At 70.4% G+C, this 21,535-nt stretch carries 22 protein-coding genes, 1 tRNA gene and 1 other RNA gene; 3 read left to right on the forward strand and 21 right to left on the reverse strand.

What is annotated here, in order from left to right:
• Positions 1-75: 75 nt before the first annotated feature.
• The 10 genes from ACFYTT_RS06305 to ACFYTT_RS06350 all read right to left on the reverse strand — a co-directional run bounded on the left by ACFYTT_RS06305 (position 76) and on the right by ACFYTT_RS06350 (position 8,918).
• Entirely contained in the window at positions 76-1,008 is a 933-nt protein-coding gene (locus ACFYTT_RS06305; RefSeq protein WP_131053045.1) for a TIGR03564 family F420-dependent LLM class oxidoreductase, read from the reverse strand.
• Positions 1,008-1,799 carry an enoyl-CoA hydratase/isomerase family protein gene (locus ACFYTT_RS06310; protein WP_387257980.1) on the reverse strand — a complete coding sequence of 264 codons (792 nt, stop codon included), beginning with the start codon at positions 1,797-1,799 and terminating at the stop codon, positions 1,008-1,010. The genes ACFYTT_RS06305 and ACFYTT_RS06310 overlap by 1 nt, the downstream gene beginning before the upstream one ends.
• Entirely contained in the window at positions 1,796-2,308 is a 513-nt protein-coding gene (locus ACFYTT_RS06315; RefSeq protein ID WP_357216513.1) for a MaoC/PaaZ C-terminal domain-containing protein, read from the reverse strand. The genes ACFYTT_RS06310 and ACFYTT_RS06315 overlap by 4 nt, the downstream gene beginning before the upstream one ends.
• Positions 2,305-3,129: an ABC transporter ATP-binding protein gene (locus tag ACFYTT_RS06320; RefSeq protein ID WP_176092763.1), complete on the reverse strand. Its 825-nt coding sequence runs from the start codon at positions 3,127-3,129 to the stop codon at positions 2,305-2,307. The genes ACFYTT_RS06315 and ACFYTT_RS06320 overlap by 4 nt, the downstream gene beginning before the upstream one ends.
• Entirely contained in the window at positions 3,126-3,986 is an 861-nt protein-coding gene (locus ACFYTT_RS06325; protein ID WP_131053536.1) for an ABC transporter permease, read from the reverse strand. The genes ACFYTT_RS06320 and ACFYTT_RS06325 overlap by 4 nt, the downstream gene beginning before the upstream one ends.
• A 29-nt stretch (positions 3,987-4,015) precedes the next feature.
• The gene (locus ACFYTT_RS06330) at positions 4,016-5,038 is read right to left on the reverse strand and encodes an ABC transporter substrate-binding protein (RefSeq protein ID WP_161594969.1); all 1,023 of its coding nucleotides are present in this window, start codon (positions 5,036-5,038) and stop codon (positions 4,016-4,018) included.
• A 248-nt stretch (positions 5,039-5,286) separates the two neighbouring features.
• Positions 5,287-6,831, reverse strand: a complete 1,545-nt coding sequence (locus ACFYTT_RS06335) for a class I adenylate-forming enzyme family protein (RefSeq protein ID WP_357216521.1) — start codon at positions 6,829-6,831, stop codon at positions 5,287-5,289.
• A complete protein-coding gene (locus tag ACFYTT_RS06340) occupies positions 6,828-7,256 on the reverse strand; it encodes a MaoC/PaaZ C-terminal domain-containing protein (protein WP_176092762.1) in 429 nt (142 codons plus the stop codon). Before ACFYTT_RS06340 ends, ACFYTT_RS06335 begins: the two co-directional genes overlap by 4 nt.
• Entirely contained in the window at positions 7,237-8,043 is an 807-nt protein-coding gene (locus ACFYTT_RS06345) for an enoyl-CoA hydratase/isomerase family protein (RefSeq protein ID WP_176092761.1), read from the reverse strand. Before ACFYTT_RS06345 ends, ACFYTT_RS06340 begins: the two co-directional genes overlap by 20 nt.
• The gene (locus ACFYTT_RS06350) at positions 8,040-8,918 is read right to left on the reverse strand and encodes a hypothetical protein (protein WP_387257981.1); all 879 of its coding nucleotides are present in this window, start codon (positions 8,916-8,918) and stop codon (positions 8,040-8,042) included. Before ACFYTT_RS06350 ends, ACFYTT_RS06345 begins: the two co-directional genes overlap by 4 nt.
• A 266-nt stretch (positions 8,919-9,184) precedes the next feature.
• Between ACFYTT_RS06350 and ACFYTT_RS06355 the strand changes: the two genes are divergently transcribed.
• The gene (locus tag ACFYTT_RS06355; RefSeq protein ID WP_387257982.1) at positions 9,185-10,408 is read left to right on the forward strand and encodes an MFS transporter; all 1,224 of its coding nucleotides are present in this window, start codon (positions 9,185-9,187) and stop codon (positions 10,406-10,408) included.
• A 53-nt stretch (positions 10,409-10,461) separates the two neighbouring features.
• On the opposite strand, the gene ACFYTT_RS06360 is transcribed toward ACFYTT_RS06355, so the two are convergent.
• The 3 genes from ACFYTT_RS06360 to ACFYTT_RS06370 all read right to left on the reverse strand — a co-directional run bounded on the left by ACFYTT_RS06360 (position 10,462) and on the right by ACFYTT_RS06370 (position 13,125).
• Positions 10,462-11,604 (reverse strand): nitronate monooxygenase family protein, encoded by a 1,143-nt coding sequence (locus ACFYTT_RS06360; protein WP_201272387.1) that lies wholly within the window; start codon positions 11,602-11,604, stop codon positions 10,462-10,464.
• The gene (locus ACFYTT_RS06365) at positions 11,574-12,395 is read right to left on the reverse strand and encodes an aspartate/glutamate racemase family protein (RefSeq protein ID WP_131053530.1); all 822 of its coding nucleotides are present in this window, start codon (positions 12,393-12,395) and stop codon (positions 11,574-11,576) included. The genes ACFYTT_RS06360 and ACFYTT_RS06365 overlap by 31 nt, the downstream gene beginning before the upstream one ends.
• A gap of 151 nt (positions 12,396-12,546) precedes the next feature.
• Positions 12,547-13,125, reverse strand: a complete 579-nt coding sequence (locus ACFYTT_RS06370; RefSeq protein WP_131053529.1) for a TetR/AcrR family transcriptional regulator — start codon at positions 13,123-13,125, stop codon at positions 12,547-12,549.
• A gap of 74 nt (positions 13,126-13,199) precedes the next feature.
• Between ACFYTT_RS06370 and ACFYTT_RS06375 the strand changes: the two genes are divergently transcribed.
• A complete protein-coding gene (locus ACFYTT_RS06375; RefSeq protein WP_131053528.1) occupies positions 13,200-13,607 on the forward strand; it encodes a VOC family protein in 408 nt (135 codons plus the stop codon).
• Positions 13,608-13,755: 148 nt separating this feature from the next.
• Here the strand turns inward: ACFYTT_RS06375 and ACFYTT_RS06380 are convergent.
• Together ACFYTT_RS06380 and ACFYTT_RS06385 are read right to left on the reverse strand one after the other, a co-directional pair.
• Positions 13,756-13,828: transfer RNA gene (locus ACFYTT_RS06380), tRNA-Ala, on the reverse strand.
• 100 nt (positions 13,829-13,928) lie between these two features.
• Positions 13,929-14,519 (reverse strand): YqgE/AlgH family protein, encoded by a 591-nt coding sequence (locus ACFYTT_RS06385; RefSeq protein WP_131053527.1) that lies wholly within the window; start codon positions 14,517-14,519, stop codon positions 13,929-13,931.
• 271 nt (positions 14,520-14,790) lie between these two features.
• Between ACFYTT_RS06385 and mdlC the strand changes: the two genes are divergently transcribed.
• Complete coding sequence (mdlC, locus tag ACFYTT_RS06390; protein ID WP_387257983.1) at positions 14,791-16,386, forward strand: benzoylformate decarboxylase; 1,596 nt, start codon at positions 14,791-14,793, stop codon at positions 16,384-16,386.
• A 55-nt stretch (positions 16,387-16,441) separates the two neighbouring features.
• On the opposite strand, the gene ACFYTT_RS06395 is transcribed toward mdlC, so the two are convergent.
• The 6 genes from ACFYTT_RS06395 to prfB form a co-directional block, all read right to left on the reverse strand.
• Positions 16,442-17,410 carry a hypothetical protein gene (locus ACFYTT_RS06395; protein ID WP_387257984.1) on the reverse strand — a complete coding sequence of 323 codons (969 nt, stop codon included), beginning with the start codon at positions 17,408-17,410 and terminating at the stop codon, positions 16,442-16,444.
• A gap of 92 nt (positions 17,411-17,502) precedes the next feature.
• Positions 17,503-17,878, reverse strand: a transfer-messenger RNA (tmRNA) gene (gene ssrA, locus ACFYTT_RS06400).
• 107 nt (positions 17,879-17,985) lie between these two features.
• Positions 17,986-18,465 carry an SsrA-binding protein SmpB gene (gene smpB, locus ACFYTT_RS06405; RefSeq protein WP_131054687.1) on the reverse strand — a complete coding sequence of 160 codons (480 nt, stop codon included), beginning with the start codon at positions 18,463-18,465 and terminating at the stop codon, positions 17,986-17,988.
• 133 nt (positions 18,466-18,598) lie between these two features.
• Positions 18,599-19,474: a permease-like cell division protein FtsX gene (gene ftsX / locus ACFYTT_RS06410; RefSeq protein WP_131054688.1), complete on the reverse strand. Its 876-nt coding sequence runs from the start codon at positions 19,472-19,474 to the stop codon at positions 18,599-18,601.
• A 68-nt stretch (positions 19,475-19,542) separates the two neighbouring features.
• The gene (gene ftsE / locus ACFYTT_RS06415; RefSeq protein WP_117229384.1) at positions 19,543-20,223 is read right to left on the reverse strand and encodes a cell division ATP-binding protein FtsE; all 681 of its coding nucleotides are present in this window, start codon (positions 20,221-20,223) and stop codon (positions 19,543-19,545) included.
• A 118-nt stretch (positions 20,224-20,341) separates the two neighbouring features.
• Positions 20,342-21,463 (reverse strand): peptide chain release factor 2, encoded by a 1,122-nt coding sequence (gene prfB, locus ACFYTT_RS06420; protein ID WP_131054689.1) that lies wholly within the window; start codon positions 21,461-21,463, stop codon positions 20,342-20,344.
• Between the last annotated feature and the right edge of the window lie 72 nt (positions 21,464-21,535).

The raw sequence follows: 21,535 nt of genomic DNA on the forward strand, positions 1-21,535 counted from the left end.
GCGGCTTCGTCGCGAACAACCACGGTAGGGCATCCGATGCTCGGCGCAGCGTCACCCATGGCCGACTCCGGTACCTCAAAAGTCCGCGCCCGTGGCGCCCGCCGACGCCGACGCCGTGGCCAGCTCGCCGACCAGGGCACGAGTCGCCGCCCGCTCCTGCGGCGTGCCGTAGAGCTGTGCCGCGAACGTCGTCGCCCCGGCCGCCTCGTACCGGCCGATCTCCGCCCGCACCTCGGCGGCGTCGCCGACGATCGCCATCTGGTTGGCCCGCGCGAAACCCTCCCGGTCGAGCATCGCACGGTACGACGGCTTGTCGTCGTACCAGCCGAGCACCGGGTCGATGGCGGCACGGGCGCGACCGGGATCGTCGGTCACGCAGACCGCCGCGGTCACCACCACCTCGGGCGTCGGTCGACCCGCCCCGTCCGCCGCCGCGGTGATCGTCGGCACGGTCAGCTCCGCGAGCGTACGCGGACCGACCATCCAGGTCACCGTGCCGGAAGCCAGTTCGCCGGTGAGTTCCAGCATCTTCGGACCGAGCGCGGAGACCATCACCGTCGGCACCGGCGGGTCCCCGGCGATGGTCAGGTCACCCCGGGCCGTGACCACCTCGCCGGAGAACCGGACCCGCTGCGTCAACGCCCCGTTGAGCGCCGTCAGGTACTCGCGCATGTACCGGGCCGGGCGGGCGTACGACATGCCCCAGCAGGGCTCTACCACCTGCGGATGCGACGGGCCGACGCCGAGCACCAGCCGCCCGCCGATCAGCATGTTGGTGGTGAGCGCCTGCTGGGCCAGCGCCATCGGGTGGCGCGGGTACACCGGCACCACGGCGGTCCCGATCCGCAGCCGCGACAGACCGCGCCCGACCGCCCCGATGACGGTCAACGCGTCGTGCCCGAACCCCTGGGTCAGCCAGACACTGGCGATCCCGTCGGCCTCCGCACCGTGCAGCAGCTCCTCGATCTCGTCGATCTCCTCGATGTGGCTGAAGATCCCGTACTCCATCAACGGCCTCCCCCGTCACCGTGCCGGAACTCCCGCATCGTCGCTCCCCGGTGCTGCGCCGAGGCGTCCGACCGGGCCAGCATCGCCAGCCCGAACGCCTCGGCGGCGCCCCGCTGCGCCTGCACCGCCGTCCAGACCGTCTCCACGGTGGTGGTCAACACGTCGAGCGGGTGCCGGGCGATGTCCGCGGCGATCGCCAGCGCCCGCCCGGTCAGCTCCTCCGCCGAGGTCACCTCGGTGACCAGACCGAGTTCGTGCGCCCGGCGGGCGTCGATCCGGTAGCTGCGCCCGGTGAGCACCATGCGCATCACCTCGCCGAGCGGCAACCGACTCAACGCGCCCACCGCCTCGACCGGGTTCGCCAGACCGACGTCGTGGTGGGTGTCGAAGAACGTGGCGTGCGCGGCGCAGAGCACCACGTCCGCGTCGTTGACGAAGTGCCAGCCGCCGGCACAGCAGTGCCCGTTCACCGCGGCCACCACCGGCTTGAACACCCCCATGTCGCGGGCGGTCAACGCGACCCGCCCGGCGTGGTCCAGCGACGGGCTGGTGACCCCGGCGTCGAGGGTGTCGTCGACGTCGAAGCCGGTGCAGAAGCCGCGCTCGCCGGCACCGGTGACCACGGCCGCGTGCAGCCCGTCGTCGGCCCCGAACGCCTGCCAGGTCCGACGCAGCTCGTCGACCATCGTCCGGTCGTACGCGTTGAGCCGGTGCGGCCGGTCCAGGGTGACCAGCAGCACCCGGTCGTGGCGGGCCAGACCGAGCGTGGTGGTCCGGGGCAGTCCGCTCATGCCGGTCCGCCCGCGTCGGCCGCCGGCAACGGGCTCAGCAGGTACGACCGGGTCATCCGCAGCACCGTCTCGTCGCGCTGGTTGCGGACGTCGTCGTGGACCGCGCCGACGTACATCCGGCCGCCCCGGGTCGGTTCGAAGCGGGACACCTCGATCCGTACCCGCAGCGTGTCCCCGACGTACACCGGAGCCAGGTAGCGGATCTCGTCGATGCCGAGCGCGGCGTGACAGTCCACCCCGGCGGCGTTCCAGGCGGCGTACATCGTGGTGGAGGTGAGCCCGGCGGCGATCGCGATCAGGCACGGACCGCCGAGGATCGGGCGACCGAAGCCGGTCCGGCGCATGTACTCGACATCGGTGTGCAGCGGCCCGTTCTCCCACGAGACATTGACGATCGCGGCGAAGTCGCCGTCGGTCAGGGTCCGGGCCGGGGTCAGCAGTACCGCGCCGGCCGCGAACGCGGTCGGCAGCCGGGGGGTCAGCGGCGGACCGGCCACGGGCGCGCTCATCGCGCCGCCTGCGGGCCGGCCAGCCGCGTGTGCTCCTCGCCGACCACCAGACCACCGTCGTCGGTGCTGACCATCGAGGAGATGATCTCGTGGGTCAGCTCACGGCTGACGTCGAAGAGGCGGGGGTCGTCGTAGCTGCGCGGCAGCGGCACCTCCACCTTGACCACCCGGCGGATCGTCGACGGTCGGTTGGACATCAGCACCACCCGGTCGGAGAGCACGGCGGCCTCGAACACGTTGTGCGTGACGAAGACGAACGCCTTGCTCTCCTCCTGGCTCCGCAGCTCCAGCAGGAGCTGGCGCAGACTACGGGCGGTGAACTCGTCCAACCCGCTGAACGGCTCGTCCATCAGCATCACCGGCGCGTCCAGCACGAACGCGCGGGCCAGTGCGGTGCGCTGCTGCATGCCGCCGGAGATCTGGTGCGGGTAGTGGTTCTCGAACCCGGCCAACCCCACCCGGCGCAGCACCGGCAGCACCCGGTCGGCCCACTGGGACCGGTCCACCCCGGTGGCCTTGAGGGCGAACTCGACGTTCTGCCGCACCGTCTTCCAGGGCAGCAGCCTCGGCTCCTGGAACACGTAGCTGAAGTGCACCCCGGGCGCCCGACTACGGATCTCGGCGGTGCCGGTGAAGTCCGTGTCCAGCCCACTGAGCATGTTCAGCACCGTGGACTTGCCGCACCCGGAGGGACCGACCAGTGCGACGAACTCCCCGTCGGCGATGGTGAGGTCCATCCCGTCGATGACCGTGGTGAAGCCGTGCCGGGTGTGGAAGCCCTTCACCAGGTCCTTGATGACGATCCGGTCGTCGGTGCTCATCGGGCTCCCTCCGGACGCCAGCGGAACAGCTTCGCCTCGATCGGCTTGAACACGGCCAGTTCGAGCACCACCATCAGGATCGAGAAGAACAGCGTGAGCGCGAAGACCTGCTCCATCCGGAACAGCTGGAACCAGTAGTTCAACCGGTAGCCGATGCCGTCGGTACGCCCGAGCAACTCGGCGATCACCACGACCTTCCAGACGATGCCGAACCCGAAGCGGGCCGACGCCATCACCGCCGGCAGCACCTGCGGCAGGGTCACCTCCCGGGTCCGCAGGCCGCGCGAGGCCTTGAGGGTCCGGGCCATCTGACCGAGCCGGGGATCGATCGCCTTCACCCCGGTCCACATGTTGATCGCGATGATCGGGAACGAGGTCAGCGTGATCGCCACGACGGTGGCGGTGTCGTTGAGCCCGAACATGATGAACGCGACGATCACCCAACAGAGGCTCGGGATGGTCTGGCCGACGGCGATCCAGATGTCCAGGAGGCCCTCGGCGATCCGGGACAGACCCATCACCAGACCGACGAGCACACCGAGCACCATCGACGCGGCGAACCCGATGAGGATCCGGACCATGGTGACCTGGAGGTCGGTCCAGAAGGTCTGCTCCTGCATGCTGTCGGCCAGCGCGGAGGCGGTCGTGCCCGGGGTGGGCAGGATGCGCTCACCGACGACGAGTGAGCCCAGCCACCAGATGACGAGCAGGATGAACACGGAGGCCACCCGCAGCACGATGCCGTTGCGGAGGAAACGGCGGGGGCCGCCGGGCCCACCGCCGTGTCCCGGCGGCGCGCCACGGTCGGCCGTACCGGCCGTCACGGCCGCCGGCTGGGTGGTTTCGGACAGGGTCATCGGTGCCTCTCCTCATGCCGGGCTGGTGGTCAGGCGAAGAGCCCGTCGGGCACCTTGGGCAGGAACTCGGGCTCGCCGTTCTCGCTGAGGAAGGTGAGCAACTGCGCCGCCTGCTGCTTCTCGGCGTCACCCCACTGCTCCACCAACCGGCCGCGCTGGCTGTTCCAGATCACGTCCAGCACCGCCTGGTCGTCGATGTTGTAGAGCTCGCGCAGCGCGGCGTCCCACAACGACTGGTCGTTGTTGAACCTGGTCTGGTACCGCAGGTTGACGTCGACGAACGCCTGCACCGCCTCCCGGTTCTTCTCGATGAACTCGCTGGCGAAGTCCCAGCCGGCGGTGAACGCCTTGAGCCCGGTGGCCTCCTCCAGCAGAACGCCGAGGTCGCCGAGGGAGCGGTACTTCCCGCTGGCCAGTTCGGGTGCGCCGGCCGGGTCGATCACCAGGGCCATGTCCACGTCGCCCTGCCCGAGCAGTTCGGCCATCAGGTTCGGCGCGCCGTACTGCACCTGACAGTCGGTGGTCGGGTTGAACCCGTGCTTCTCGCGGCAGAGCGCGAAGAACTGGTTCGTCGACGAGCCGATCGCACTGCCGAAGAGGCCGAGCTTGCGGCCCTTGAGATCGGCGATGGACTGGATGCCGCTGTCCGCGCGGACCAGGATCCCGTTGGTGGTGCGCTGAAGGGCGAAGACCACCTTGCGGTCCACCCCGGTGGCGACCAGGTTGGCGGTGGAGGGGATGCCACCCAGGCCGCCGTCGACCTGACCGGCCCGGTAGGCGGTGTAGACGGCCGCCGACTCCGCGTACTCCTCGTACCTGATGTCGAGGCCGGCCTCCTCGAACGCACCCTCCTTGAGGGCGAGCTTGAAGGCCGCGAGAGCGGAGGCGGGGATGCCGGCGAGCCGGATGGTGGTCCGTCCGTCGTTCGAGCTGGAATCGGCGTCGTCGCTGCCGCAGGCGGTCAGCAGGGCGCTGCCGACGAGGGCACCCCCGAGACCGGTGAGCAGACGACGGCGGGAGAGGGCGGCACCGGGGCTATTGAGGTGGGACACGATGGCCTCCTGATGGCGAAGTCCGCACGGCCCGACGTGAAAGCCCGGGGGCCGCATCTACACCTGATTACGGCGACCATAACGGTCCCCAAGCAGGCAGTCTATAAAAAGTCAGAGTTTTACAGTACTGACATCTTCATCGATCATTTCGACGCTTCTGGACAGCACTTGTCGACCCAGCGAGCCATCTGGGCAGGAGACGCGCGCCGGATTTCGTGGACCGGTACGCGGAACGTCAGACTTTTGGCCTAACGGGTCTGGCTCTGCTCCGGCGGACCGGCGTACTCGTCCCGGATGGTGCGCTTGAGGATCTTGCCGCTCGGATTACGCGGCAACCGGTCCACCAGATGCCACTCCCGGGGGACCTTGTACCGGGCGACGTGCTCCCGCACGTACCCGTCCAGGGCGGTCACGTCCACCTGCCGGCCCGGCCGGCTGACCACGAAGGCGGCGACGCGCTCGCCGTACACCTCGTCCGGCACCCCGACCACCGCGACGTCGTCGACCGGTTCGTGCCGGGCGATGACCTCTTCGATCTCCCGCGGGAAGATGTTCACGCCACCCGCGATGATCATGTCCTTCTTCCGGTCCACGATGGAGATGAAGCCCTCCTCGTCGCGGACCGCCACGTCGCCCACCGAGAAGAACCCGTCGGCGTCGAACCCGGCCCGGGTGGCCTCCTCGTCGTCGAGGTACCCGGTGAGCAGCAACGGCGAGCGGGCGTACAGCTCACCGGGCTCGCCCGGCCCCACCTCGGCGCCGTCCTCGCCGACCAGGCGCACCTCGTTCCAGAACCACGGGTGGCCGACGCTGCCGGCACGGGCCAGGGCGAACTCCGGCCGCAGGTTGGTCACGATGGAGCACTCGGTCGACCCGTACAACTCGTGCACGGCGACCCCCGGGAACGCCGCGATCACCCACTCCTTGAGCGCCACCGGCAACGCGGCGGCGTTGAAGTAGAGGGTCTTGAGCGCCGACAGGTCGTAGCGGGCCGCCGGGTCCTCGCAGAACCGGCGGATGTGCTGGGCGTGCGTGGGCACCAGAAAGACCGTCTCCGCACGGCTGCTCACCATCAGGTCGAGCAGTCGCTCCGGGTCCCAGGTCGGCAGCACGGTGCAGGAGCCACCGAGCATCGGCGCCGCGTACGCGAACTCGAAGCCGGCGCCGTGGTACATCGGTGCCACCGCGATCGTGCTCTTGTTGGGGCCCAGGCCGTAGTCGAGCCCGACCCCGAAGGCGGTCAGCACCCGCCCCCGGTGGGTCAGCAGCACGCCCTTGGGCCGCCCGGTGGTCCCCGAGGTGTAGGTGATGCAGAACGGGTCCATCTCGTCCACCGGCACCGCCGGGTCCACCGCGCGACCGGCGGCGACGAAGGAGTCGTAGTGCTCACCCACCGTGCCGCCGAAACTGAGCACCAGGTGCAGGTCGTCGACGAGCCCGTCGACCCGGTCGGCCAGCTCGTCCGCCACGATGATCCCCCGGACCGACGCGTGGTCCAGGACGTACGCGTTGTCGCCGACGTTGTTCCGGGGGTTCAGCGGCACCGTCGGAATGCCGGCCTTGGCCATCGCCGCCGAGATCTCGAAGTACTCGAAGCGGTTGTTCGCCAGGACCGCGATCCGCTCACCGGGGCGCAGCCCACGGTCCAGAGTGGCCGAGGCGAGGCGGTTGGACCGCTCGTCCAGCGTGCCGAAGGAGATCTGGCGGTCGCCGTCGACCACCGCCACCCGGTGCGGCGTGGCCCGGCCGAACTCCCGGATACCGGCCGCCATGTTGAGCTGCACACCCCTCACCTGGTGTCCTCCCTTCCTGTCCCGTTCATCAGCATCACGGCCTCGACCTCGGCGACCGGCTCGTCGTCCGCGTCGATCCCGGTCCAGCGGAAGTCCACGACCTGCGTGCCACGGGAGGTGACCCGGCTTGCGACGCGTTCGATCCGCACCCGTAGCGTCGCGCCGGCCTTCACCATCCGGTGGAATCGCACCCGACGCAGTTCCAGCAGTGCGATCGCGTCGTCGAGCAGGCCGGACTGTTCGACCAGGCCACCGAGGAGCAACACGACCGCCTGACCCGGCAGCGGCGGACCGTCGGCGTCACCGCCGGGCACCCGCTGGAACAGCGGGTGGGTGTACCCGCCCCGGCCGATCAGCGTGTCGACCAGGTCCGCGTCGACGACCACCTGCGGGGTCGCGGTCGACTCAGGCGAGGGTGCGGACATCGACGTCCCCCCAGACCGGTGGGCGCTTCTCCACGAACGCGCGATAGCCCTCGGCCACCTCGTCGACCTCCTCGTGCAGCCGGGAGAACATCTCGCGCTCGTAGCGCAGGCCCTCCTCCAGGGTCATCGTGTGCACCGAGTTGAGCAGCCGCTTGGTGATCGCCAGCCCGGGTCGGGACCGGCCGCGCAGCATCGCCAGCAGCTTGCCCACCTCGTCGTCCAGCTCGGTCAGGGGCGCGCTGGCCAGCGCGACCCCCCACTGCACCAGCTCGGGGCCGCGCAGCCAGGTCGGGGTGAGCATCAGCGCCTTGGCCCGCTGGTCGCCGAGCTTGCGCGGGGCCCGCTGGCTCGACCCGGCACCCGGCGGCATCCCGAACTCCAGGTGGATGTCGCCGACCCGGGCCTCGTCGGCGGCGATCACGAAGTCGCAGGCGAGGATCAGTTCGAACCCACCGGCTCGCGCCAGCCCGTTGACCCGCGCGATCACCGGTACGCCGAGATGCTCGATCCGGCGCAGCACCGCGTGGTACGACCGCAGGAAGGGCAGGAACGTCCGCTGTGGATCGGCGAAGCACGACTCCAGGAAGTCGATGTCCATCCCGACGCTGAAGGCCCGCTCCCCGGCACCGGTGACCACGACCGCCCGCAGAGCGTGGTCCTGCTCGGCCTCGTCGAGCGCGGCGTCCAGCCCGGCGATCACCGCTGGGGTGAGGCTGTTCATCGAGTCCGGACCGTCCAGCACGATCGTCATGACCTGGTCGTCGGTGGTGTGCCGTACCCGCGTCATGTCCGCTCCCCCACCTTGACGAACAGTTCGACGTCGGTCGCCGCGGTCAGCGCCGGCCCCCGCGCGCCGGCGGGTATGTGCAGCAGCGAGCAGGGGGTGAGCGTCACGCCGTCCACCACGAGGTCGCCCCGGGTGGTGACCAGGAAGCGGTCCCGGGGCACCGGGGTGGGCGCCCCGGTGTAGCCGGCCGGCAGGCGGACCAGGGCGCTACAGGCACCGGTGTCGACGTTCTGGCTCAGCGCCTTGGCGAGCGGCACCGCGTCGTCGGCGGTGGGCACCCCGTCGGACATGGCCGGCAGGCCGAGCACGATGGCGTCCACCCCGGACCACGGTGCGTCCAGCGGTGTCCAGGGCACGAACCGTGACTCGACCCGGCGCTGGTAGCCCCGGGGTCCGATCCCACCGTCAGCGTCGTCGCGCGCCTGTGCGCCGGCCCGGTCGTCCGGGCAGACCACCCGGGAGACCCGACCACTGTGTTCGCTGGCGACCTCCCCCTCCATGCAGAGGATGTTCTCGAAGCCCTCGTCGCTCCACGCCTTGTGCACCCAGCCGGGCGGACGCCAGAAGTAGTCGCCCTCGACCAGCCGCCCCTCGGCGCTCAGCTCGGCGACCCCGGCCAGGAAGTACGACTCCTCGACGCTGTCGTGGTATGCCTCGCTGAGGTCGCGGTAGCCAGGCGTGGCCCGTACGTGGTCGATGCGTCGGGTGCTCTCACGGTCCCGCCACAGCGACCGCATCCAGTACCGGGACAGCAGGTCACGCACCTGCTCCGGATCGCCTCCGAAGTTGTCCCGGAAGGCCGGTTCCATCGAGTCGTACACGTCCTGGCCGTTGACCCACGGCAGCGTCGTGGAGTCGACGATCGTCACTGTCACCTGCGTTCCTCCACCTCTCGCCGGTGTGGGGTGTTCTCCAGGTTCCGGAAGGCATATGTCAGGTGTTAACCGAGAAGATGACGATGGCGCGTCGCGAAGTGCCCCGTCGTTTCCGTCTTGCAACGTCCACCTGAGCAGCTCAGGTGCACACTGTGCAGGCCGAGGACCGGGTCTGGCAAGACCTTGACACTGCTGCTGTTCATTCCTCAGACTTTTGACGGAAGGTGGTGTCCTAGTGTCTACCTCTCTGCCCCGGAGCCCCTGAGGTGCGCGACGGCACCACCACCGGCCCGCCCGACGCACCGGCGTACCGACCCTCGGTGGTGATGGCTGCCGCCTCCGGCGCGCTGGTCCTGGTGGCGGTGCTCGGCAGCTTCGCCGCGTCCCCGCTGTTCGCGGTCTACGCACAGCGGTGGGACCTCGATCCCGCGCAGGTGAGCCTGGCGTTCGCCGGATACCCGGTCGGCGTGATCGTGGTGGTCACGCTGCTCGGCGGACTCTCCGACCTGATCGGCCGACGCGTCACGATGCTGCTCGGCGTCGCACTGGTGCTGCTCGCCTGCCTGGTGACCGCCGCCGCCACCACGCTGCCGGTGCTGGTCGCCGGACGATTCGTGCAGGGCATGGCGACCGGCATGGTCAGCGCCACCACCGCTGCCGCGCTGCTGGACTTCCACCCCCGGGGCACCCGGGCCGGCAGCCTGACGCACGCGGTCTGCACCACCCTCGGCATGGGCTTCGGGCCGCTGATCGCCGGACTCCTCGCCGACCACACCGCGTACCCGCTGGTGCTGCCGTACGTCGTGATCGGCGCGGTCGCGCTGGTGCCGGTGGTGCTGCTGCTCCGGGCACCGGCCGACCGCCGGACGGCGGGCCGGGTCCGGCTGGTCCGTACGGTCCGCGTCCCCCGGGCGATCCTGCTGCCGTTCAGCATCGCGACCTGCTCGCTGATGACGCTCAACAGCTGCATGGCCCTGTTCGGCACGTTCGGCGCGCGCATCCTCACCGAGGGGGCCGGCATCAGCACCGCAGGCGGAACCGGCGGGCTGCTCACCCTGCTGGTCACCATGACCCTGCTCGCCCAGCTCGCGGCGAACCGGGTGCCGGCGGCCCGCTCGGTCGGCCTCGGCGTCCTGGTCATCGCCGCCGGTGCCGGCACCACCACCACCGCCCTGCACCTGGCCAGCGGCGCGGTGACGATCGCCGGCACGGTGCTGGTCGGCACCGGCGGCGGTCTGGTGCTGCTCGGCGCGACCCGGCTGATCGGCTACTGGGCGCCGACGCACCGCCGCGCCGAGGTCTTCGCCGCCTGGATGGTCGCCGCGTTCGCCACCCTGGGCGGCACCTCGCTGCTCGGTGGGCTCGCGCTGGGCGGTGTCGCGCTGACCACGGTGATGGCGGTGGCCACCGGCGGCATCACGACACTGGCGGCGTACACCCTGGTCGCGGTGGCCGTGCAGGCGCGCCGCGACCGACGGTCGGCACGGTGACCACGGCGTTCCCGACCGGGCCGCCCGACCTGCCGACCGGACGGCCTCGTCGGTCAGCCCGCGTCGTCGGCCAGCCTCGTCACCGCCTCGACCGCGTCGGCCATCTGCATCCGCAGGTCGTCCAGGACGGCGGCGACCGAGCGGGTCCCGGTCACCAGACCGACGGCCTGCCCGGCCGCCGAACCCATCACCGGGGTCACCTGGTGCTCGAACGCGCTGACCACGGTGTCCCGCGCCAACACCTGCTGTACCGGCGACGGCAAGGACGGCGGTGCCTCCGGCGTCCGCCACGCCCGGGTCCAGGCGGTGGTGAGTTGCCGGGTCGGCTTGCCGGTGTACGAGGTGGTCTTCTCGGTGTCGGTCGCCGCTGCGGCGACGATCTTCTCCTTGACCACCGGGTCGAGGTCGCTCTCGGCGGTGGCCAGCCAGACCGATCCGGTCCAGACCGCCTGCGCGCCCAACGCGAGGGCCGCGACCACCTGCCGGCCGGTGGCGATCCCACCGGCGGCGACCACCGGTACGTCACCGGCGGCGGCCACCACCTGCGGCACCAGCACCATCGTGGTGATGTCGCCGGTGTGCCCGGCCGCCTCGTAGCCCTGCGCCACCAGCACGTCCACCCCGGCGGCCAGTTGGTGGCGCACGTGCCGCGGATCGCCGACCAGACCGGCGAGGAGCATGCCGCGTCGGGTCGTCTCGGCACGCACCTCGGCCGGCGGCGGGCCGAGAGCGCTGGCCACCAGGCGGATCGGATGCGCCCGGGCGACCTCCCACAGGGCATGGGCGTTGGCGTGGGTCATCAGGTGGTCGATCTCGGTCGGCATGCCGCCGAGCCGGTTGTGGCCGGGCTCGCTGCGGCGCACCGGCACACCCCACCGGGTCCGCAGCGCGTCCACGAACGCCCGGTGGTCGGCCGGGATCCGACCGGCCAGCTCCGCCGGGTCGTCCCCGGCCGACTTCGCCGGAAAGAGCAGATCCACGCCGTACGGCCGCCCGGCGCACTCCCGGTCCAGCCAGGTGAGGTCCCGGTCGAGGTCGTCCGGGGTCATCGAGGCGGCCCCGAGTACGCCGAGCCCGCCCGCCCGGCTGACCGCCGCGACCACGTCGCGGCAGTGGCTGAACGCCAGCACCGGCAGGTCGACCCCGAGCCGGCGGCACAGCGGGGTCACGACGACGGCCCGGCGGTCACCGCGCACACCTCACAGCCGTCGGCGTCGACGCCGCAGCTCGCCCCGGCGGCGACGCCGAGGTAGGCGTCGACCAGTTCCGTCACCGCCCCGAGTCGCTGCGCGGCGACCGGCGGCTCCGGACGTGGGCCGAGTGCCGCCGCGTGACCCGCGCGCAACCCGATCACCGACGGGTCGACGATCTCGATGCCGGCACGCCGGGCCACCTCGGCCGACACCGGTGTCATACAGGTGCAGCCGAACAGGATCAGGTCGGTCCCGTCGCGCTGTGCGGCGTCCAGACAGGCCCGGGTGATGGCGGAGACGACGTCGTCCTCGCCCCGGCCCATCCGCGCCTTGACCCCGGCGTCGGTGCCGACCCGGTCCAGCTCCGACTCGTCGGAGAGGTAGTGCACCCCGACGGCGAGTTCCCCGCCCGGGCAGGCGGCGAGCCGATCGGCATAGATGTAGTCCATGGACGTCGGCCAGACGGTGACGATGCTGAACCGGCGACCGGACTCGGCCGCCCAGGCCAGTACGGCCTCACCGGCCCCGACGACCGGTACGGGTGCGGCGGCGCGCAGTTGCGCCATCCCGTAGTCGGCGAAGGTGTCGATGTAGACCGCGTCGCATCCGGCGGCGATGGCCGCCTCGGCGGCGTCCACTGTGCCCAGTTCGGTGAGCAGATGATCGTATTTGGTGCGGGCGAACCGGCGCAGTCGCGGGTCCACCAGGTCGGTGACGAGACCGGGTGGATCGGGCAGCACCGGGGCTCGTTTCGCGTCGGAGTTGATGACCGCCAGCCGTCGAGGCTCACTCATGTCGACCTCCCGCGAAAAGTCTGACTTATATATCGCGAGAGTGTCAACGATGCAGATGGACCATCAACCCAAGAGCTGAGAGATCTATCTGTCCACACTTCCGAAAGGTCTGCTTCTCGACCCACCTGGCGACTCGGACTGTCGTGCACCCTCAGGTGAGCGCGGCGGCCAGGAGCCGGTCGAGGGCCGAGTGCGCCTGTTCGCGCGCGGCCGAGGCGTCGTCGTGTCGCGCGACCCAGAGCGCGGCCTCGTTCATCGCCCCGGACAACTGCGCCGCCAACGCGTCGAGGAGGCCGTCCGGCACACCCACCGCACCGAGAGCCTCACTGAGGTGAGCGGCGGAGTGCTCCGCGTCGAGCAGGCGCCAGCGCTCCCACCCCAGCACGGCCGGACCGTCGACGAGCAGGATGCGGACGACGGACGGGGCGGTGATCGCGTCGAGGAACGCATGCGAACCCGCCCGCAGCTGCTCACCGGGATCGTCACCGGCCCGACCGGCCGCCTCCACCACGCTCGCGGCCACACGCGCCTGGAGCTGCGCCACGGCGGCACGGAACAGACCTGGCTTGTTCCGGTAGTGGTGATAGACCGCGCCCCGCGTCACTCCTGCGGATCGCGCCACGTCGTCGAGCGAGACGTCGGCGAATCCCCTGGCGGCGAAGAGGTCGATCGCCGAATCGAGGACCTGCTGGGCGGTCCGGGCGGCGGCAGCCGCAGTGGCGCGAGGCATGGAGCTTCCTTTACGTACGCAGTGTATGTATCGTGTGCAGCGATACATGCACAGTGTACGTAAAGGAGCATTCGATGACCGTCACCAGTTTCTACCCGGTCCTGACGTCCCAGGACGTGGCCGCCGCAGCCGGCTTCTATCGGCGCGTGCTCGGCTTCGAGCCGACCTACGAGTCCGACTGGTACGTCAGCCTGCGCCTGGGCACCTTCGAGCTGGCGATCCTCGCCCACGACCACACCACCATCCCCGACGGATACCGGAAGCTGCCGCGCGGAGTGATCGTCAACCTCGAGGTCGACGACGTCGACGCGGTCCATGCCCGGTTGACCGACGAGGCCGGATTGACGCCGGTGCTGGCACTCCGCGACGAGGACTTCGGGCAGCGGCACTTCATCGTCGCCGCACCCGACGGGGTGCTGCTGGACGTCATCCAACCGATCCCGCCCCAGGGCGGATACCAGGACGCCTACCGCCAGGCGTGACCCGGCCGGCTCGAATCCCCGCAGCCCGGTGGCGGCGTGCTCCCGTACCGGGGCGCGTATGCCACCGGTGACACAGTGATGCCCCCGTCCCACCCGGGCGGGGGCATCTACGAGGAACAAACCACCGGTTCGCACATGGTGCGTTCGGTGGAGCCGAGGGGACTCGAACCCCTGACCCCCACACTGCCAGTGTGGTGCGCTACCAGCTGCGCCACGGCCCCTTGCTGTCGCGCCCGGTCGCCCGGGCACTGGGAGAACTATACACACGGTCGGCGGCATGGTCATCTCGCGGGGGTCCCCCGCGAGACGGCGTCGGAGCCCTCAGTTCAGTGCCACGTCCGGGGGGAAGTGCGCCACCGCGGCCATCATGCCGCCCTGCCTGCGCAGCACCATCGGCCACAGGTCGTCCGGACGGTCGACGAACGCGTCACCGGGCAGCGCGTCCAGCACGAACCAGGAGCCGTCCTCGATCTCCTGCTCCAACTGTCCCGCGCCCCAGCCCGCGTACCCGGCGAAGACCCGGATGCTCTCCACGCTCTCCCGCAGCCGCTGCGGGTCGACCGAGAGGTCGAGCGTGCCGACCGCTCCGGAGACCTGGTGGAAGCCCTTGAGTCGACGGACCGGCTGCCGCATCCGGGCCAGACAGATCGCCGAGTCGGGCTGCACCGGGCCGCCCTCGAACAACACGGCCGGATGGCGGGCCAGATCGCCCCAGTCGCGCAGCACGTCGGCCACTGCCACCTCGGTCGCCCGGTTGAGCACCACGCCGAGCGCGCCGCCGGGTTCGTGCGCGACCAGCAACACGACTGTGCGGTCGAAGTTCGGGTCCTTCAGCGCTGGCGTCGCCACCATCAGCTTGCCCGCCATCGACTCCGTCGCCCGTCCGCCGATCGCCTGCCCCTCTCCCTGCATCACCGCACCCGTCAACCGTGTACCGGGCAGCGGAAGCGACCACACATCGGGACGGCGGACCCGATCGGCACCATCCACGCTGTCTTTGCCATGCCTGGCACCATAGCCTGCGTCCACGGCGGTCGCGAAGGTCTGATCGTCGGGTGATCGACACCGGTGTCGGCGGGGGGCGGCGAAACCGGGCCGACAACCGGGCCAGCGGGCCCTACCGGCCGCCGAACAGAGGCGAAAACCCCTGGTGGACCGAGCCGCCCGGATAGATTCGAAGACGATGACAACGGTCCGGGACACCACCTACGAGCTGCTCCGCGCCCTCGGCATGACCACCGTCTTCGGCAACCCCGGTTCCACCGAGGAGCCCTTCCTCCAGGACTTCCCCGACGACTTCCACTACGTGCTGGCCCTCCAGGAGGCGTCGGCGGTGGGCATGGCCGACGGGTACGCCCAGGCCACCGGCGGGCCCGCCCACGTCAACCTGCACACCGCGCCGGGCACCGGCAACGCCATGGGCAACATCGTCACCGCCTGGCACAACCGGACCCCGCTGATCGTCACCGCCGGCCAGCAGACCCGGGAGATGCTGCTGCTCGAACCCCGACTCACCGCCCGGCACCCCACCGAGCTGCCGCAGCCGTACGTCAAGTGGGCCCACGAACCGGTCCGCGCGCAGGACATACCGGCGGCGCTGATGCGGGCGTACGCCACCGCCGTCCAGCCGCCGACCGGGCCGGTCTTCCTCTCCCTGCCGCTGGACGACTGGGCCCAGCCCGCCGACCCGCCACCCCAGGCTCGCACGGTGGCCACCCGGTTCGCTCCCGACCCGTACCGGCTCGCCGAGTTCGCCACGGTGTTGGCGGACAGCCGGTCACCGGCGATCGTGCTCGGTGCCGCCGTGGACCGCGCCGGAGCATGGGAGCACGCGGTCGCGCTGGCCGAGCGGCTGGCCGCCCCGGTCTGGACGGCGCCCGCACCCGAGCGGACCGCCTTCCCCGAGGACCACCCGCACTTCCAGGGCGTCCTGCCCTTCGCGATCGCCCCGCTGGCCGAGAGCCTCCGCGGACACGACACGGTGCTGGTGGTCGGCGCCCCGGTGTTCCGCTACTACCCGCACGTACCGGGCGAGACGCTGCCCGACGGCGTACGCCTGCTGCACGTCACCGACGACCCGGAGGAGGCGGCCCGGGCACCGGTCGGCGACAGCCTGCTCGGCGACGCCGGGCTCGCCCTCGCCGCGCTGGCCGACCGGGTGCCACCCGCTGACCGGCCCCCACCGCCGGTCCGCGCCGAGCCCTCGGCGGTGGCGGACACCGTCCCGCTCAGCGCCGACGCCCTCTTCGCCGCGCTGGCCGCGCACTGGCCCGAGGACGGGGTGCTGGTGCAGGAGTCGCCGTCGAACCTCTCCGCCCTGCGGCGGCGGCTGCGGTTCACCCGGCCCGGTTCGTACTTCACCATGGCCAGCGGCGGGCTCGGCTACGGGCTGCCCGCGGCGGTCGGCATCGCGCTGGCGCAACGCGACACCGGCCGCCACCGACCGGTGGTCGCGGTGATCGGCGACGGCTCGTTCCACTACTCCGTGCAGGCGCTGTGGACCGCCGCCCAGTTGCGGCTGCCGCTGGCCGTGGTGGTGCCGGTGAACCAGCAGTACGCCATCCTCAAGGCGTTCGCCGACCTCAAGCAGACGCCCGGCGTACCCGGGCTGGACCTGCCCGGATTGGACATCGCGGCGATCGCGCGGGGCTACGGCTGTGTTGCCACCGTGGTCGACACTCCGGACGGGCTCGGCGAGGCGCTCGGCACCGCGCTGCGCGCCGACGGTCCGACCGTGCTGCCCGTCCCCATCCGCACCGACATCCCCCCGATCTTGTGAAAGGAGGGGTCCCCTACTAACGCCTCGTGCATTGCAGGGGTCCCCTCCTTACATCTCAGCCGGCGACCACGCGGAGCGGGGAACCGCTGAGCACGTCCAGGACGGGGCGCGTACCCACCGGGGCTTTCAGCGTCACCTCGGCCGGGTGCAGGTTGAGCATCTCGTCGCAGCCGCCGGTCGGCGGCACGACCGTGCCGCCGACCACGATCACGTGGTCCTGTTCCCAGACCAACGGGGTGATCTCGGTGTCGCAGCTGCCCACCCCGAGCCGGTACCTCAGCGTCGTCCCCTCGACCGCCTCGATGTCCTGCGCGCCCACCAGGCCCGGTTCGGGCGTCTCGGACGGCGGCACCGGCGCGGGCGGGGTGGCGACCGCCTCGGGCGCGACCGCGACCCGGGCCACCACCGCGCCGATCTCCCGCACGGTGAACAGCCATGCCGGCACCTGCGCCGCCCCCCGGGCGGTGTGTACCGGCGCGGTACCCAGTTCGACCTTGGTGACGGTGAGCGCGACGCAGTCACCCTGCGGCCGGCTGCCGACCGCGCTGTCCGGTCCACCGCCCGGCGCGGGTGCCGGCGGGATGGCGGGGTCCGTCGGCCCCGGGCAGGCGCCGGGGTCGCCCTGGCGCAGTTCGCGGTACGCCTGCGCCGCGCTGACCAGCGGCACCCGTGCCGAACCGTCCGGGAAGCGTACGGTGCCGTCGGCCGGCTTCCGGTCGGGCAGGTCCACGGTGGCGCGGTACCACCCGGCCTGGAAGGCGGTCTTGGTCTGTGGGGTGAAGTCGGGGTCGCCGACGAGCACGGTGGGTTCCTGCAACGGTACGAATCCCGTGGTCCACGCGTCGTCGGGCTGCCATGCCTGCGCCACCGCCGCCGCCCGCCGGGTGAACGCCCCCTGCCGGTCCTCCGGGCCACCCGACTGGCCGGACGCGGCTCCGGACTCGTCCGGCTCGGTTCCCACCGGAGCGCATCCGGCCACGATCATCATCAGGGGCAGGCCCAACAGGGCGACTGATCGGCGCATACCGGTTCGACGGGTGAACGCCCGACGGGGTTCCGCAGCCGGGCGGGAACGACTGCGCGCCCCGGTCGTGACGACCGGGGCGCGCAGTACGGGGGTGGAGGTGCCGGGAATCGAACCCGGGTCCTTCGCTGCCTTGTCAGGGCTTCTCCGAGCGCAGCTCGCTGTGCCTCTACTCGGCCCCTCCGATCACGCGAGCGAGTCGGTGTGACGGGCCCAGTCGCTGATTAATCTCGCCGCACGGACCCCGCGACCGGGTCCGGTTGGCCAGCCTTCTAGCTGATGCCGGCTATCTGGGTCGAAGGCGCTCCCAGGCCGACAGACTCACTACTCGCCTCAGGCGGCGAGAGCGAAGTCAGCGCGATTGTTCTTGGCGCTTATTGGTTTCCGACGAACGATTCTCGAGACGACGTCGGCTTCCTCGGCTCGCTTCCCCTGCCGCAACACACGAAGTCGAAACCAGTCACCCCCTCGACGTGCCGCCGGACTCCGGCGACTCCGACAAGCCTAACGCCTGCCGCAACCGGATTCATCCCGAGCCCGGGTCGACCGACCAGGAAAAGGATTATCCGGACAAATCAACTATCCATCCCCTTGCCGCGCCGACCGACGGCCCGCGCGATCTCCCGGTCCGCGTCCCGCTTGGCGAGGTCCTGGCGCTTGTCGTACGCCTTCTTGCCCTTGGCGAGGCCGATCTCCACCTTGGCCCAGCCGTCCTGGAAGTAGACCTGCAACGGCACCAGCGTCAGACCGCTCTCCCGGATCTTGCCGATCAGCCGGTCGATCTCCAGCCGCTTGAGCAGCAACTTCCGGGTCCGCCGGGGCTCGTGGTTGGTCCAGGTGCCCTGGGTGTACTCGGGGATGTGCATCCCGTGCAGGAACATCTCGCCGTCACGTTCCTGGGCGAACGCGTCGACGAGCGACGCCCGCCCGGCCCGCAGCGACTTCACCTCGGTGCCGGTCAACGCCATGCCCGCCTCGTACGTGTCGAGGATGGCGAAGTCGTGCCGGGCCTTCTTGTTGGAGGCGACGACCTTGCGTCCCTTTTCCCGTGGCATCGCCGGCCCCCTCTCTCGTGAACGCTCCCGGCCGGCGACGCGGCCCGCCGCAGAGCGGAGATCATGCTACCCGAACGACAAGGGCCCGCCCGCGCCGTTTATTCCGACGCCGGCGGGCCCTGCCGAGGCTGCCTTAGACCCGCAGGTAGAAGCGGAGGGTGACCCAGGCGGTGACCGCGCTGATCAAACCACCGACACCGGCCATGATCGGGAAGGTCAGCAGGATCTCGCCCCAGCTCACCGGCGCGAAGAGCCCCTGGAGAGCGCTGAGCGCGCCGTCGAAGAGGAACACCTTCAAGGCGACCAGCGCTCCGAGGCCGAGGACCGAGCCGATCAGACCGGCGACCACCGCCTCCAGCACGAACGGTGCCTGGATGAACCAGTTGGAGGCACCGACCAGTTTCATGACCGCGACCTCACGCCGCTTGCTGTACGCCGCCACCTGGATCGTGTTGGCCACCAGCAGCAGCGCCGCGACAGCCATCGCGACGGCCGCGACGAGTGCGATGTTCTGCCCGGCGGTGAAGAGGTTGAAGATCTTGTCGAGCACCTGACTCTGGTCGACGACCTGGTCGACGCCGGCCGTCCCGGTGTACTGGTCGGCGATGGTCCGGTACTGCTCCGGGTCCACCAGCCTGAGCCGGTACGACTCCGGCAGCTGGTCGGCCTTGACCGCGCTCAGCAGGTCCGGCGAGTCGCGGAACATCTCCTGGAAGCGCTGGAACGCCTCGTCCTTGTTGACATAGGTGACCTGCGAGATCAGCGGGTCGGCCTCCAGTTGGCCGGCGATCGCGGTCCGCTGCTCCTCGGAGACATCGGCCTCAAGGAAGATCGAGACCTCGATGTTCTCGAAGTAGAGCTGCTTCATGTCGGCGACCTTGGTGTAGATCAGGCCGCTGGCGCCGAGCATGGTCAGCGAGACCCCCATCGTGATGATCATCGCGATGGTCATGGTCACGTTGCGCCACAGTCCGACCAGTACCTCGGACAGGACGTATTTCATCCGCATCGGGATTTCCTCCGGCTCTCCGGCGTGAGGTGTTCGTCGTCAGATCGGGGTGCGGTGGGTTGCGCTCGTCACCCGTAGACGCCGCGGGCCTGGTCGCGAACGATGCGCCCACTCTCGATCTCGATGACGCGGCGCCGCATCTGGTTCACGATGTTGGAGTCGTGCGTGACCATCACGACGGTCGTGCCGGTGCGGTTGATCCGGTCCAGCAGGCGCATGATCTCGATGGAGGTGTCCGGGTCCAGGTTTCCGGTCGGCTCGTCCGCCAGCAGGATCAGCGGGCGGTTCACGAACGCCCGGGCCACCGCCACACGCTGCTGCTCACCACCGGAGAGCTCGTGCGGGTAACGGTGCTCCTTGCCGCCGAGACCGACCAGCTCCAGGACCTCCGGCACGACCCGGCGGGCCACCGCCTTGGTCTTGCCGATCACCTCGAGCGCGAAGGCCACGTTCTCGTACGCCGTGCGGTTCGGCAGCAGCCGGAAGTCCTGGAAGACGCAGCCGATCGAGCGACGGAAGTGCGGGCGCTTCCAGGAGCGCATCGACGTCACGTCCTTGCCGTTCACCACGACGCGACCCTTGTTGGGGGCCACCTCGTGGAGCAGCATCTTGATGATCGTGGACTTGCCGGAGCCGGATGGGCCGATGAAGAAGACGAACTCGCCCTTGTCGATCGACACGGACACGTTGTCGAGCGAAGGCCGCGACGCCTTCGGGTACGTCTTCGTCACTTGCTCAAGCTGAATCACGGGTGGTGAGTCTACGCGGTGTAACTGTCGTGCCAAGTCCCACGCCCCGCCGTTGCGGGCCATGTCATCTAATCAGCACGTCAGGTGGAGATCGATGCTGCAATCCGCCCACGATCGATCACGCACTGTCGCCGGCCAGTTGCTGCTGCTTGCGCCAGCGGATGCCCGCCTCGATGAAGGAGTCCAGCTCACCGTCGAAGACGGAACTCGGGTTGCCGGTCTCCTGCTCGGTCCGCAGATCCTTCACCATCTGATAAGGGTGCAGAACGTACGACCGCATCTGGTCGCCCCAGGAGCCCGCCGCGTCGGTCTTCAGGCCCTGGAGCTTGGCCTGCTCCTCCTGGCGCTTGCGCTCCAACAGCCGGGCCTGGAGCACCCGCAACGCCGACGCCTTGTTCTGGAGCTGCGACTTCTCGTTCTGGCAGGTCACCACGATGCCGGTCGGAATGTGCGTGATCCGCACGGCGGAGTCGGTGGTGTTGACGCTCTGTCCACCCGGACCGGACGACCGGTAGACGTCGATCCGCATCTCGTTCTCGGGGATGTCGATGTGGTCGGTCTGCTCCACCACCGGCAGCACCTCGACCCCGGCGAAGCTGGTCTGCCGCCGGCCCTGGTTGTCGAACGGACTGATCCGCACCAGCCGGTGGGTGCCCGACTCCACGCTGAGCGTGCCGTACGCGTACGGCACCTTCACCGTGAAGGTGGCCGACTTCAGGCCCGCCTCCTCGGCGTAGGAGGTCTCGTAGACCTCCGTCGGGTAGCCGTGCCGTTCCGCCCAGCGCAGGTACATCCGCAGCAGCATCTCGGCGAAGTCCGCCGCGTCCACGCCACCGGCGCCGGCCCGGATGGCCACCAGCGCCTCCCGGGAGTCGTACTCGCCGGAGAGCAGGGTGCGGACCTCCATCTCCTGGACGGCCTTGCCCAGTCCGGCGATCTCCGTCTCGACTTCGGTGAGCACACCGGAGTCGGCCTCGGCTTCGGCGAGCTCCAACAGCACGTTCGCGTCGTCGATCCGCGCGCGCAGGCTGCCGAGCTTGTCGATCTCCCCGTTGACGTAGGAGAGCTGGGAGGTCACCTGCTGCGCCCGGGCCTGGTCGTCCCACAGGTCCGGGGCGGACGCCTCCTGCTCCAGGCGGGCCTTGTCCGCGCGCAGGCGATCGAGGTCGAGCACCGCCTCGATGTTGCGCAGGGTGGCGTCGAGGTCCTTGAGCTGTTCGGCGTAGTCGGCAGCGGTCACGACAGACAAGACTACTGCTCGGGCGAGGAGTGAGCTTGCGAGCCCCGCAGTCCCGGGCCAAATACCCCCTGC

Origin of the sequence: Micromonospora sp. NPDC003816, from assembly GCF_042874705.1 — a bacterium.
Lineage (GTDB): Bacteria > Actinomycetota > Actinomycetes > Mycobacteriales > Micromonosporaceae > Micromonospora.

What these genes read in the sequence shown, in the direction of transcription:
- ACFYTT_RS06305 (WP_131053045.1), bottom strand. Translation starts at nt 1,008, where the DNA reads ATGGAGTACGGGATCTTCAGCCACATCGAGGAGATCGACGAGATCGAG.
- ACFYTT_RS06310 (WP_387257980.1), bottom strand. Translation starts at nt 1,799, where the DNA reads ATGAGCGGACTGCCCCGGACCACCACGCTCGGTCTGGCCCGCCACGAC.
- ACFYTT_RS06315 (WP_357216513.1), bottom strand. Translation starts at nt 2,308, where the DNA reads ATGAGCGCGCCCGTGGCCGGTCCGCCGCTGACCCCCCGGCTGCCGACC.
- ACFYTT_RS06320 (WP_176092763.1), bottom strand. Translation starts at nt 3,129, where the DNA reads ATGAGCACCGACGACCGGATCGTCATCAAGGACCTGGTGAAGGGCTTC.
- ACFYTT_RS06325 (WP_131053536.1), bottom strand. Translation starts at nt 3,986, where the DNA reads ATGACCCTGTCCGAAACCACCCAGCCGGCGGCCGTGACGGCCGGTACG.
- ACFYTT_RS06340 (WP_176092762.1), bottom strand. Translation starts at nt 7,256, where the DNA reads ATGTCCGCACCCTCGCCTGAGTCGACCGCGACCCCGCAGGTGGTCGTC.
- ACFYTT_RS06345 (WP_176092761.1), bottom strand. Translation starts at nt 8,043, where the DNA reads ATGACGCGGGTACGGCACACCACCGACGACCAGGTCATGACGATCGTG.
- ACFYTT_RS06365 (WP_131053530.1), bottom strand. Translation starts at nt 12,395, where the DNA reads ATGAGTGAGCCTCGACGGCTGGCGGTCATCAACTCCGACGCGAAACGA.
- ACFYTT_RS06370 (WP_131053529.1), bottom strand. Translation starts at nt 13,125, where the DNA reads ATGCCTCGCGCCACTGCGGCTGCCGCCGCCCGGACCGCCCAGCAGGTC.
- ACFYTT_RS06375 (WP_131053528.1), top strand. Translation starts at nt 13,200, where the DNA reads ATGACCGTCACCAGTTTCTACCCGGTCCTGACGTCCCAGGACGTGGCC.
- ACFYTT_RS06385 (WP_131053527.1), bottom strand. Translation starts at nt 14,519, where the DNA reads ATGCAGGGAGAGGGGCAGGCGATCGGCGGACGGGCGACGGAGTCGATG.
- mdlC (WP_387257983.1), top strand. Translation starts at nt 14,791, where the DNA reads ATGACAACGGTCCGGGACACCACCTACGAGCTGCTCCGCGCCCTCGGC.
- ACFYTT_RS06395 (WP_387257984.1), bottom strand. Translation starts at nt 17,410, where the DNA reads ATGCGCCGATCAGTCGCCCTGTTGGGCCTGCCCCTGATGATGATCGTG.
- smpB (WP_131054687.1), bottom strand. Translation starts at nt 18,465, where the DNA reads ATGCCACGGGAAAAGGGACGCAAGGTCGTCGCCTCCAACAAGAAGGCC.
- ftsX (WP_131054688.1), bottom strand. Translation starts at nt 19,474, where the DNA reads ATGCGGATGAAATACGTCCTGTCCGAGGTACTGGTCGGACTGTGGCGC.